General features: G+C 67.7%; 3 protein-coding genes. All 3 read left to right on the top strand.

Annotated features, from left to right (window positions below):
- Positions 1–740: 740 nt before the first annotated feature.
- The 3 genes from AC1PLA_RS17380 to AC1PLA_RS17370 all read left to right on the top strand — a co-directional run bounded on the left by AC1PLA_RS17380 (position 741) and on the right by AC1PLA_RS17370 (position 13,744).
- Positions 741–4,709, top strand: a complete 3,969-nt coding sequence (locus tag AC1PLA_RS17380) for a YadA-like family protein (protein ID WP_481105029.1) — start codon at positions 741–743, stop codon at positions 4,707–4,709.
- A 179-nt stretch (positions 4,710–4,888) separates the two neighbouring features.
- Entirely contained in the window at positions 4,889–6,673 is a 1,785-nt protein-coding gene (locus tag AC1PLA_RS17375) for a S8 family peptidase (RefSeq protein WP_481106224.1), read from the top strand.
- Between the two features lie 543 nt (positions 6,674–7,216).
- The gene (locus AC1PLA_RS17370; protein WP_481105028.1) at positions 7,217–13,744 is read left to right on the top strand and encodes an ESPR-type extended signal peptide-containing protein; all 6,528 of its coding nucleotides are present in this window, start codon (positions 7,217–7,219) and stop codon (positions 13,742–13,744) included.
- Positions 13,745–13,805: the final 61 nt, after the last annotated feature.

The following is a 13,805-nucleotide window of genomic DNA, read 5'->3' as shown; positions in this document are numbered from 1 at the left end:
GGAGGTGTGCGGCGTGAGCTGAAGCACCGTACCAACCATGTCATTGGACGGCCGTGTGCAGCGATGCACACGGCCGTTGTCGTTTCCGGTATCGGAACTGCGCGGCTGCATGGGATGGTATCGAGTCGTTCGACCGTTGCCGCGACCGGCGTGGCGATGCGTGGTGCTTTATGAGCAAGAAAATGCATGGCCGCGTTTGGGTCGACTGCAGGCTCCCAAGGAGCCAGGCTCGCCTGCGACGTCTGCCAATGGCAGCTGCGTCCTTGCACGCAGCGCGTGCAGTGGCAGGACACTCGAGAAAAACGCGGTTTTCCAACCTGGCCTGCGGCCAGCACAAGGCTTGTCGCCATCACGTTGCATGCGTTGCCGATGGGGGCGAACGCCTACGGTCGCATTGGCGCCGTTGCGATGAAATGCATTTAGTGAAGGTCGAAACATGGTTTACTTTAAGTAACTATAAAAACTACTAGGTATTTAGTCGAAGTATCTGGTGATGCTGCTTGTGTGACGTCAATCTCAATTGAACTTTTGGTTTTTCAATAGATTCAGACCACGTTATGAATCTTCGATTCATGGCGTTTCTGCAGCACTTTATGGATTGATCGTGGATGCTTTTGCGCGGGTAGTTGCCGCTGCAGAAGCAGGGCGAGTGCGTTTTCGATAAACCTCAGGGGGACCGTGCGATGCAATCGCACGGTGGTCGGTTTTTACATGCCAGACCATTGGGGAGTAAGTCGTTAATGAAGCGAATTCAATTGGATGCCGGTGGTGAGCAGCGTGCTCATCGCCGAACGGTAAGGCTTGCCCGCGACACGGGAAATCAAGCGTTATATCGATCTGCGGGGCATGCGCGCGGCAGGCTGGCGGCGGCAATGCTGCTGGCGCTTGCCGGCATGGCTGGAGTTGCCCAGGCCACGACCACGCAAGCCGACGCGCTTGCACATTGCACGGTCGTCCAAGGCCAACAGCGTTGCGACACCGATGCGGCGACAAGCGACAGCGCCGCGCCTGCAACAGCGCGCGCGCAAACAGCGGCAATGCCTGCGGCAGATGCCGATGCACCGGCGTTCGCAGATGGGCAGGATGCGCTGGCCCTGGGCAATGCGAGCAATGCGCTGGGCGATGGAGCCAGCGCGTTCGGCGGCGGAAGCCTGGCCTTGGAGCGCGACGCCACCGCGATCGGACACAACGTGTCGGCCGCAGGGGAATCGGCAACCGCCGTCGGCAGCGTGGCAACGGTCTACGACTACGACGCATCCGGATTTGTCATCGGGCAACGCGAACAGGCCACGCAAGCGTCCGGTGTGGGAGCCACCGCCGTCGGCGGCGGTGCAGTGGCTGGGGATCCGTTTTCCAGCGCCGTTGGCAGCGGCGCCAGCGCCACTGGCGTGCAGAGCGCGGCGCTGGGTTATCGCGCACAGACCTTCAACGACGGCGCCACCGCCATCGGCGGGTTATCCACGGCAAGCGGTTTTCTCTCCACCGCCGGCGGCTACAGTTCGCGTGCCAGTGGAGACACGTCCACCGCCTTCGGTTACCGGGCGCGCAGCCAAGGCAGCAGCAGTATCGCGGTAGGCGATACCGCATTGGCCAGTGGCGTGCAGAGCGTGGTGGTCGGTGGCATCAGCAACTTCGGCTCGATCACCGCTGCCACCGGAACAGGTGGCATCGCGCTCGGCGCAGGCGCGCAGAGCCAGTCCGATTATGCGATTGCCATTGGCTACGATTCCAACATCTTTCCCAATGCGCCAGGCAATACCGATGCAGTGGCGATCGGCCATAGCGCCGGTTCGTTCGCACCACGCACGGTGTCGCTGGGTGGCTTCTCATTGGCGATGGGCGATGGTGGCATCTCGATCGGTCACGACAGCACCGCCTACACTGAAAACAGCATCGCATTGGGCGCACGTGCCGGCACCTCGTGGTTCAACGGCAACAACACCGCGATCGGTGCAGATTCCGAAACCAATGGCATCGATGCGGTGGCGATCGGCTATGGCGCGCGCGTGGGCGATTTTGTCGACGATGCCTGGAACCGCTCTGCCTCCAGTGCCGTTGCACTGGGCGCGCATTCCTACGCGAACCGCAGCAACACGGTGTCGGTTGGCGATGTGCAGGCGGGGCTGACGCGGCAGATCACCAGCGTGGCGGCAGGCACCGAGGCCAATGATGCGGTCAATGTCGCCCAGCTCGACAGCGTGCGTGCGGTGGCCGACCGTCTCGACAGCACGCTGGCGATCGGCAAGACCGATACGGACGAAGTCGCTGCCCATGTCGACGGACTCAATGCGCTGGCGTTGGGGAGCGCCAGCAACGCGATCGGCGATGGTGCCAATGCGCTGGGCTCGGGCAGTCTGGCACTCGGGCGCGATGCCGTGGCCGTCGGCCGCAACGCCAGCGCAGCCGATGCCTCGGCCGTTGCAGTGGGTGGCGTCGCGTCCGTGCCGGTGTTCGATGCGGCGGGTTCCATCGTCGGCGCGCAGGAACAGGCCACCCTGGCCCAGGCGAGCGGTGCGGCGGCGCTGGGCAGCGGGGCGATTGCCACGCGCAGCTTCGCCACCGCGGTCGGCACGGGGGCAGCGGCCAGCGGTGAGCAATCGATGGCGGCGGGATTCAGCGCACGTGCGCAGGATGATGTTGCCACCGCGGTGGGCGCGTTCTCGACCGCGCGCAGTGCGGCGGCGTCGGCCTTCGGTTTTGGTGCGCGGGCCGATGCGAGCATGACCACGGCGGTGGGCTTCAATGCCTCCAGTCTTGGCGAGAGCAGTGTTGCCGTGGGCAGTCTGGCGGTTGCCGCCGGCGAGCGCAGCGTGACGCTTGGCGGCATGTCGCTGATCAGCTCCACGCTCAGGCCGGCGGGTGCGTTCCGGGTCGGTGGTGTTGCCATTGGCGCCGGTGCGCGCAGCGACGGCGATTACGCCGTTGCGCTTGGCTACAACGCCAACGTGTTCTCCAACGACAACAATACCGACGCGGTGGCGATCGGCCATAGCGCCGCGTCGTTCGCTCCGCGCACGGTGTCGCTGGGGGCATTGGCATCTGCCGAGGGCGCGGAGGGCATCGGCATCGGCTATGACGCGCGTGCCACCTCCAGCAGGAGCATCGCGATCGGGAGCGGCGCCAATACGTCGATCCTCTATGGCGACAATATCGCGCTGGGAACCAACGCCAAGGCGGATGCACCCGATGCGATTGCGATCGGGCGCAATGCCAATGTGGGCGTGTTCGTCGGTGAAACGGGCAGCGCGGCGGTGGCATTGGGCGTGCAATCCAATGCGCTGGGCAACAACAGTCTGGCAGTGGGCTACAACGCGTTTACCCGCGAGGGTGGCCCTGATGCCGTCGCACTCGGTGCCAATGCCGGTGCCAGCGGTGCCGATTCGGTGGCGCTGGGCGCAGGTTCGCGCAGCTACGAGGCCAACGTGGTGTCGGTGGGCAACGGCAATGGCCGCGGTGGTCCGGCCACGCGCCGCATCGTCAATGTCGGCAATGGTGCGATTGCCGGTGGCAGTACCGATGCGATCAATGGCGGCCAGCTGTTCCAGTCGTTGAGCAATGCCGCCAGCTTCCTCGGCGGTGGTGCGGCGATCGGTGCGCAGGGCGTGTTCGTTGCGCCGACCTACGTAATCCAGGGCAGCAGTTACCGTAATGTGGGCGAGGCGCTGACTGCGCTGGACAGCAAGGTCAGCGAGCTGGATGCGCGTGGTGGTACGGCGAGGCCTGGCGCTGCGGCGCGTTCGGCGGCGGCGCGTGCGGCAACGGCGCCAGCCCCGGCTGCGGACGCCTCGACTGTCGCCACTACCGCAGATGCGACAGACGATGGCCTGCAGTCGACATCGCTGGCCATTGACGGCATGGCCGACAGCGCGGTGTCCTCCGTCACTGCAACGGCGAGCGGGCTTGCCGCAAGCAACGCGGTCCAAGGCACGCCCACCGCCGCAACGGTCGGCAGCATCACCCCGGCCGCAACGTCCACCGCCGTCGGCACGGCGGCAGTGGCCAATCACGTGACCGGCACGGCGATCGGCGGCAGCGCGTATGCGCATGGCCCCAACGACACCGCGATCGGCAGCAACGCACGCGTCAATGCCGACGGCAGCACCGCGGTCGGCGCCAACACGCAGATTGCCGCGGTGGCGACCAATGCGGTGGCGATGGGCGAAGGCGCGCAGGTCAGTGCGGCCTCCGGCACGGCGATCGGCCAGGGCGCACGTGCGAGTGCGCAAGGTGCGGTCGCGCTGGGGCAGGGCTCGGTTGCCGATCGTGCCAACACGGTGTCGGTGGGCAGCGTCGGCGGCGAGCGTCAGGTGGCCAATGTGGCCGCCGGCACACGTGCCACCGATGCGGTCAACAAGGGCCAGCTGGACAACGGCGTTGCCGCGGCCAACAGCTATACCGACAGCCGCTACAACGCGATGGCCGACAGCTTCGAGACCTACCAGGGCGATATCGAAGACCGTCTGCGCCGGCAGAACCGCCGGCTGGATCGTCAGGGCGCGATGAGCTCGGCGATGTTGAACATGGCCGCCAGCGTCGGTGGCATCGCCACGCAGAACCGCGTCGGTGCCGGCGTCGGTTTCCAGAACGGCGAGTCGGCGTTGTCGGTGGGCTATCAGCGTGCGATCAGCCCGCGCGCCACCCTGACGGTGGGCGGGGCACTCAGCGGTGACGACCGGTCGATCGGCCTGGGTGCCGGCTTCGGCTGGTAGCGCAGGTCTTGCCATCGCAGCGGCTGCGCTTGCGGCGGCTGCGTGCTCACTCATTAGCATTTCATCTTGAAGAGGACGTCATCGTGATTCAGACCCATCGTTCCCGAACCCTCGCCATTGCCTGCAGCGCGGTGCTGTCGCTCGCCAGCGGCATCGCCAGCGCGGCCACACCAGACGGCATGCGCAGCGCGCAACAGTTGCAGGCCATGCGCGATGCACCGGTCGACGCCATCATCGTCACCTATCGCGGCGGCACAGTGAGCGCGCGCAACGTCGGCGCCGCGTCCACGGCCACCATCACTGCGGCGGCATCACGCGCGGCAGTGCGCCTGGCACCGGCCGCGCGCAGCGGCGCGCAGGCGGCGCCGACGCATGTGCGTACCCTGGCGGTGGGCGGTGAGTTGATCCGGCTGCCCACGCAACTCAGCCGCAGCGACGCCGACCGCCTGGTGCGCGAGCTGCAAGCCGATCCGGCGGTGGAACATGCGCAGATCGATGCACGCGCCTATCCGTTGCAGAGCAGCGGCGGCAGCTTGCCCAACGATCCACTGCTGGCCAGCAATCAATGGCATCTCACCGATCCGGTCGGCGGCATCGATGCGCCGGCGGCGTGGAAGACCGCGCAGGGCGAGGGCGTAGTGGTGGCGGTGATCGACACCGGCATCCTGCCGGCGCACCCGGATCTGGCCGGCAATCTGCTGCAGGGCTACGACTTCATCACCGATGCCGGCCGGTCGCGACGTCCGACCGATGCGCGCGTGGCGGGTGCGCTGGACCGTGGCGACTGGGAAGCCGAAGACGGCGAGTGCGGCATTTTTTCTGCGGCGCACGACAGCTCCTGGCATGGCACGCACGTGGCCGGCACGATCGCCGAAACCACCGGCAACGGCATTGGCGGTGCCGGTGTGGCCTACAAGGCCAAGGTGCTGCCGGTCCGCGTGCTCGGTCACTGCGGCGGGTCGTTTTCGGACATCACCGATGCCATCGTGTGGGCGTCCGGCGGGCATGTGGAGGGTGTGCCGGACAATCGCGACCCGGCGGAAATCATCAACATGAGCCTGGGCGGTTTTGGCCCCTGCGATTCGGTCACGCAGGCGGCGATCGACGGTGCGGTGTCGCGCGGCACCACCGTGGTGGTGGCGGCCGGCAACGATGGCTCGGATGTGTCCAGTGCGGTGCCGGCCAACTGCGCCAATGTGGTGTCGGTGGCGGCCACCCGCCTGACCGGCGGCCTGGCGTACTACAGCAATTTCGGCAGCTTGATCGATCTGGCCGCACCCGGCGGCGGCGCGCGCGATCTGGCAACCGACACCTTGTACGACGGCCCGATCGGCAGCTGGATCTGGCAGACCGGTTACACCGGCAAGACCACGCCCACGTCCGGCCAGTTCGACTACATCGGGCCCGGCTTTGCCGGAACTTCGATGGCCTCGCCGCATGTGGCGGGGACTGCCGCACTGGTGCAGAGCGCGCTGATCGCCGATGGCAAGCCGCCGCTGACACCCGCCGCGCTGGAACGCCTGCTCAAGCGCAGTGCGCGCGCGTTTCCGGTGCAGTTGCCGTTGAGCACGCCGGCCGGCAGCGGCATCGTGGATGCCGGCGCGGCGATCGATCGCGCGCTGCGCCGCTGCGACAGCGGCGATCTGGGCTGCCAGCTGGATGCGCAGACGCTGCGCAACAGCGTGCCCGAGCGCGGCTTGTCCAATGTGGCCGGCGATGCCGGTGTGTTCGCCTTCGAAGCGAGCGCAGGTGCGGTGCTGAGCTTCATCAGCTTCGGCGGCAGCGGGCAGGCGGCGCTGTATGTCGCCCTGGGCCGCGCGCCGAGCGCGACCGACAACGACGGCATGTCCAGCCGCAGCGGAACCAGCCAGACGGTGCGCTTCACCGCACCGCGTGCCGGAACCTATTTCATCCGGCTCGACGGCAGCAGCTTCGATGGAGTGAGCCTGTTGGCGCGCCAGTGATCCGACACATGGCGGCGCGAAGGGGCGCTGACGTCGGTTTCCTGGCGCAGTAATGCGGGTAAAACCGCTCTCGTCGTGGACCGTGATGGGCTGAGTCGTCGGCGCGGGGAGCGCTGACCCGATTCCTGACCTGTTCGGCGCGCGGTTTTGCGCAACCAAGCCTGCTGGCGTCCTGCCAGCGGGCTTTTTTGTCTGCTGTGGACATGCGTATTCAGCTTGGAAATGTCTTCCAGGACATGATCTAGATCGCTGTTTTCCAAAGAATTATCAAAAAACGAATAAAAGCAAGCCGAAGTGTGATGGAAAACACACTCAGCTTCGCTTTCTGTCAAAAACTTGACGCCTGATTTGACCGCTGTTAACACTTCGCTCAGTTCTATGGTTGGGTAGCGTTCACTTTTTGACTATCCAGGGTGCAGCTTCCCGCGCACCGCCATTTGGCCCATGGCGCCAATCACCACGGGGATCGCAGCGGCTGGAAGGCCCTCGCGATGGTGGGTGTTCGTCAAAAAACCAGTCCCAACATTCAGGAGCAGTGCGTCGATGAATCGGATTTATCGCAAGGTCTGGAACAAATCGTTAGGCGTGTGGGCCGTGGCATCGGAATTGGCCAGCGGCGACAGCCCGGGCGCAGTGAGCACCGCCGCATTCATCGACCGCCGCCAGAGCCGTTGCCTGGTTGCCGCGATCGCCCTGGCGCTGGGTAGCGCCGGCATCGCAATCCCCCTTTCTGCAATGGCGCAATCGGTCGAGGTCGGCCGCGGCGCATCGGCACCTGCCGCCAACGCCACTGCCATCGGCGCCGGCAGTCGCGCCAGCGCCACCGGTGCGCTCGCCAGCGGTGCCGACAGCAGCGCCAGCGGCGTGAACAGCAGCGCGATCGGCCGCCAGACCAATGCGATCGGCGAGAACGCGGTGGCCATCGGCTACAACAGCTTCGTACGCCAGAGCGGCGAAAACGGCGTGGCGCTCGGCGCCAACGCCGGCGTGACCGGCGCCAACTCGGTGGCGCTGGGCGCAGGCTCGCGCACCCACGAAGACGATGTGGTGTCGGTCGGCAGCGGCAATGGCCGCGGCGGCCCGGCCACGCGCCGCATCACCAATGTCGGCGCCGGCGTCAACGCCACCGACGCGGTCAACGTGGCGCAGTTGCGCGACGTGGCCGATGTGGCCGAAGACACGGCCACGTTCTTCAAGGCGACTCCGGGCGAAGACAGCGTCGGCGCCTATGTCGAAGGCGATAGCGCGCTGGCTGCCGGCGATGCGGCTAATGCGGTAGGCACGGCGACCACTGCGCTGGGAACCGGTGCCAATGCGGTGGCCGACAATGCCACCGCGGTCGGCGCCAATGCGCTCGCCTCCGGGCAGAACAGCGCGGCATTCGGCCATAACGCGCAGGCCAACGGCCCCGGCAGCGTGGCCGTGGGCGGCGCTGCCGTGGACGAAGACGGCGAGCCGTTGATCACCAGTGGCGGCGTGCCGGTCACCACCGGCGCCACCAGTGCCGGCGTCGGCGGAACCGCGGTCGGCGCCAGCGCCAATGCGGATGGCTTCGCCGCCTCGTCGTTCGGCGTCGGTGCGTATGCGGCCGGGACGCAGTCTTCCGCGTTCGGTGCGGTGGCCAATGCGGCGGGCGATTACGCCACTGCGGTGGGCACGCAGACCAGCGCCAGCGGCACCAGCAGCACCGCTGTCGGTGGTCCGGTCGATTACATCCCGGGTCTGGGCTTCTTCGTACAGACCCAGGCCAGCGGCGAAGCCTCCACCGCGCTCGGCGCCGGTGCGATCGCATCGGGCAGCTACACCACGGCCGTGGGCACGCTCAGCGAGGCCTCCGGCACCGAAGCCACCGCGGTGGGTTACTTCGCCTATGCACCTGGCGAAGGTGCCACGGCAGTCGGTCCGGAATCCTGGGCCAGCGGCGAACTGAGCACCGCGCTGGGTTACTACAGCACCGCACGCGGCGCCAACTCGGTGGCCTTGGGCGCCAACTCGGTGGCCACGCGCGCCAACACCGTATCGGTGGGTGCAGCTGGCGACGAGCGTCAGATCACCAACGTCGCCGCCGGTACCGAAGGCAGCGATGCGGTCAATCTCAATCAGCTCACCGCCGTGTCCGATGTCGCCGCCACCACCGCGCGCACGTTCGTGGCCGCCGGCGATGGCACCGCGATTGCGGAAGGCGTCGACAGCGTTGCGGCCGGTTCCAATGCATCGGCTTACGAGGATTACAGCACTGCGCTGGGTTCGAGCAGCCTGGCGTCAGCGGTCAACACCACTGCGGTCGGCAGTGGTGCGGTGGCCAATGTCAACAATGCCACCGCGCTCGGCTTCAACAGTATCGCCAGCGACCGCTATGCCACCGCCGTGGGTGCCGACAGCACGGCATCGGGCTTCTATGGCACTGCAGTCGGCGGCACCAGCGTGGCCAATGGTCGTGGCGGTACCGCGATCGGTTTCGAAAGCATCGCCAATGGCCTCGAATCCACCGCGCTCGGCTTTGCCAGCGTGGCCTGGGGCGACACCAGCACCGCAGTGGGTGCGGAAAGCACCGCCTACGGCGCGGGCAGCGTCGCGGTGGGCATCACCTCGGCCGCCAGCGGCAGCGTTTCGGTCGCCATCGGCGACAATGCCTATGCCGGCGGTGCGCGTGCAATCGCCATCGGTTCGCAGTCAGTCGGGTATGGCGATCGCAGCATTGCGCTGGGCACCGAGGCAGTCGTCGAAGGCGCAGACAGCATTGCGATCGGCGACGGCGCGCGGATTGCGGTCGACAACAGCGTTGCGCTCGGCGTCGGCGCAGTGGCCGATCGCGCCAGCACGGTGTCGGTGGGCACGGTTGGCGGCGAGCGTCAGATCACCAATGTCGCTGCCGGTACCGAAGGCACCGATGCGGTCAATCTGGATCAGCTCACTGCAGTGTCCGAGGGCGCCGCCAACACCGCGCGCACGTTCGTCGCCACCGGTGACGGCACCGCAATTGCCGAAGGCGCCGACAGCGTTGCGGCAGGTTCCGATGCGTCGGCACTCGCCGATAACAGCACGGCGCTGGGTGCCAGCAGTATCGCCAGCGGGCGCGGCGCAACCGCACTCGGTTATGAGAGCCTTGCCAACGGTGCTGCATCCACTGCGGTGGGTGTGGCCAGCGTGGCGTGGGGCCAGGGCAGCACGGCACTGGGTACCGACAGCGTGGCCTACGCCGACAACAGCGTGGCGCTGGGCGCCGGCGCGGTTGCCGATCGCGACAACACGGTGTCGGTCGGCAGCGTCGGTGGCGAGCGCCAGATCACCAATGTCGCCGCCGGTACCGAGGGTACCGATGCGGTGAACCTGGACCAGCTCAACGCAGTCGGCGAAACCGCCGAAACCACTGCGCGTCTGTTTGCCGGCACCGGCACCGGCACCGCCGATGCGCAGGGCGAGGACGCCACTGCAGCCGGCTCCAACGCTACCGCGGACGGCGATTACAGCAGCGCGTTCGGCTCCAGCAGCCAAGCCACTGCGATCGGCGCCGTCGCCATCGGCAGCGGTGCCAGCGCCACCGCGCAGTACGCCAATGCGGCCGGTTACAACGCCGCTGCCAGTGGCTACGGCAGCATCGCCAACGGCGCCTTCAGTCAGGCCAGCGGCGATTACGCCGTGGCCGTGGGTGGCGAGAGCGAAGCCGCCGGCGCGCAGAGCACCGCGCTGGGTGCGGCGGCAGGTGCGTATGGCGATGGTTCCCTGGCCGCCGGCACGCTGAGCGTGGCCGATGGCAGCGAAACCACCGCGGTGGGCTATTTCGCCAGCGCCAGTGGCGAGTCGGCCACTGCGGTTGGCGCAGAAAGCGTGGCCGATGGCACCAGCGCGGCCGCGTTCGGCTTCGGTGCCGAGGCCACCTCCAACTACTCCACCGCCTTGGGCGGCTATTCCAGTGCGACCGGTTTCAACAGCACCGCGCTGGGCAATTTCAGCACCGCCAGCGGCTCCAATACCGTGGCCGTGGGTGGCGATGCCACCGCAACCGGCGACTACAGCGTTGCGGCCGGCCAGGGCAGCGTGGCCAGCGGCTACAACAGCGTGTCGGTCGGTGGCGCCCTGCTCGGCCTGTTGCCGACCGAAGCCTCCGGCGACTTCTCCACCGCGCTCGGCGGCGCGGCATGGGCACCGGGCCTCAACAGCACCGCGCTCGGCAATTTTGCCGAATCCACCGGCGAAAGCAGCGTGGCGCTGGGCGCCGATTCGGTGGCCGATCGCGACTTTGCGGTCTCGGTGGGCAGCGCCGGCAACGAGCGTCAGATCACCAATGTGGCTGCCGGTACGCAGGGCACCGATGCGGTGAATCTGGATCAGCTCAACGCCGTTGCCGAAACCGCGCAATCCACCAGCAAGTACTTCCAGGCCAGCGGCAGCGATGACAGCGATGCCGGTGCCTACGTCGAGGGCGACAACGCGCTGGCCGCAGGCGAGGGCGCCAATGCCACCGGTACCGGCGCCACGGCGTTGGGTGCCGGTGCGCAGGCTGTGGTCGATAATGCAACGGCGGTTGGCGTGAGTGCGCTGGCCAGCGGAACCGGCGCAGCGGCGGTGGGCAACAACGCCCAGGCCACCGGTGAAAACAGCAGCGCCGTCGGCAGCAATGCCCTGGCCAGCGATGTCGGCGCCAGCGCAAACGGTGCCGGCGCGCAGGCGATTTCGACCTATGCGACCGCGCTCGGCAGCGAAGCGGTGGCATCGGACAACCAGGCCACCGCGGCCGGTTTCCGCAGCACCGCCTCCAATGTCGGCAGCGCCGCCTTCGGTGGCTACAGCGAATCCAGCGGCAGGCTGTCGTCGGCGCTGGGCTATGGTGCGGTGGCGTCCAGCGACTACAGCACCGCCGTGGGTGCTGCCGCACTGGCCTCCGGCGCAAGTGCAGTGGCCGTGGGCGAATTCAGCGAAGCCACCGGCGAAGAAAGCGTGGCCGTCGGCGGCAGCACGTTCTTCGGCTTCATCCCGGCGCGTGCCTCCGGCACCGGCGCTGCTGCATTCGGCGCGGGCGCGTGGGCCACGGCCGACTACACCACCGCCATCGGCTGGAATTCGTATGCCGACGGCGTCAATGCCACCGCGCTCGGCCAGAGCGCGGCGGCACTTGCCGACAACTCGCTGGCCCTGGGTGGCAACAGCCGCGCCGATGCCGTCGGCGCCAGCGTGGTCGGTGTGGATGCATCGGCAACCGGCATCAACAGCACCGGTGTCGGTCGTCAGGTCAATGCGATCGGCGAGAACGCGGTGTCGGTCGGCTACAACTCGTTCGTGCGCCAGAGCGCGGTCAATGGTGTGGCCCTCGGTGCCAATGCCGGTGCGACCGGTGCCGATTCGGTGGCGCTGGGTTCGGGGTCGCGCACCTACGAAGCCGACACGGTGTCGATCGGCAGCGGCAATGGCCGCGGCGGTCCGGCCACGCGTCGCATCGTCAATGTCAGCGACGGCCAGGCGGCGACCGATGCGGTCAACAAGGGCCAGCTGGATGCCCTGGCGGCCGATGTGCAGACCACCACCGGCATGGTGCAAACCACCGGTGAAGGGGTGGCCAGCGCGACCGGTGATCGCGCCACCGCCGCGGGCGCCGGCGCAACTGCCAGCGGCGCACGCAGCGTGGCGATCGCCTCCGGCAGCCGCGCCTCGGCCACCGGCGCCAGCGCCATGGGCGTGGATAGCAGCGCCAGCGGCGTGAACAGCACCGCGATGGGCCGGCAGACCAATTCCATCGGCGAAAACGGTGTGGCGTTGGGCTACAACTCCTTCGTGCGCCAGAGCGGTGCCAATGCGGTGGCGCTGGGTGCCAATGCCGGTGCCAGCGGTGCCGACTCGGTGGCGTTGGGCTCGGGTTCGCGTACCTACGACGCCAACGTGGTCTCGGTGGGTAGCGGCGATGGCCGCGGCGGCCCGGCCACGCGCCGCATCGTCAATGTCGGCAATGGTGCGATTGCCGGTGCCAGTACCGATGCGATCAACGGCGGCCAGCTGTTCCAGTCGTTGAGCAACGCCGCCAGCTTCCTCGGCGGTGGCGCGGCGATCGGTGCGCAGGGCGTGTTCGTCGCGCCGACCTACGTGATCCAGGGTGCCAGCTACAACAATGTCGGTGCGGCATTGACCGCGTTGGACAGCAAGGTCACCGAGCTGGATGCACGCGGTGGTACCGCAACGGCCAGCACCGCGGCGCGCACGCTGTCGCTGCGCACTGCAGGGGTGCCTGCAGTGGCTGCGAGCGCAGTGAGCGCATCGAGCAATGCCGTTGCCGATACCGGCGCAAGCGTGCAGGGCACACCCACCGCCGCAGTGGTCGGCAGCATCACCCCGGCCGCAAGCTCCACCGCCGTGGGCACGGCCGCAGTGGCCAACCACGTGACCGGCACGGCGATCGGCGGCAGCGCGTATGCGCATGGCCCCAACGACACCGCGATCGGCAGCAACGCACGCGTCAATGCCGACGGCAGCACCGCGGTCGGCGCCAACACGCAGATTGCCGCGGTGGCGACCAATGCGGTGGCGATGGGCGAAGGCGCGCAGGTCAGTGCGGCCTCCGGCACGGCGATCGGCCAGGGCGCACGTGCGAGTGCGCAAGGTGCGGTCGCGCTGGGGCAGGGCTCGGTTGCCGATCGTGCCAACACGGTGTCGGTGGGCAGCGTCGGCGGCGAGCGTCAGGTGGCCAATGTGGCCGCCGGCACACGTGCCACCGATGCGGTCAACAAGGGCCAGCTGGACAACGGCGTTGCCGCGGCCAACAGCTATACCGACAGCCGCTACAACGCGATGGCCGACAGCTTCGAGACCTACCAGGGCGATATCGAAGACCGTCTGCGCCGGCAGAACCGCCGGCTGGATCGTCAGGGCGCGATGAGCTCGGCGATGTTGAACATGGCCGCCAGCGTCGGTGGCATCGCCACGCAGAACCGCGTCGGTGCCGGCGTCGGTTTCCAGAACGGCGAGTCGGCGTTGTCGGTGGGCTACCAGCGTGCGATCAGCCCGCGCGCCACCCTGACGGTAGGCGGCGCACTCAGTGGTGACGACAGTTCGATCGGTGTGGGTGCCGGCTTCGGCTGGTAACGCGCCGCTGCATGACACGCGGCGGCGCCGATGTGCGCCGCCGCGCCAGAGCAAGGCCTGA

Source organism: Xanthomonas sp. NCPPB 1826 (assembly GCF_056725285.1).
This window is presented reverse-complemented; position numbering and strand designations above follow the sequence as displayed.

Bases quoted from the DNA above. Each gene is read 5' to 3' on its own strand.
- AC1PLA_RS17370 (WP_481105028.1), top strand. From the start codon at position 7,217: ATGAATCGGATTTATCGCAAGGTCTGGAACAAATCGTTAGGCGTGTGG.
- AC1PLA_RS17375 (WP_481106224.1), top strand. From the start codon at position 4,889: ATGCGCAGCGCGCAACAGTTGCAGGCCATGCGCGATGCACCGGTCGAC.
- AC1PLA_RS17380 (WP_481105029.1), top strand. From the start codon at position 741: ATGAAGCGAATTCAATTGGATGCCGGTGGTGAGCAGCGTGCTCATCGC.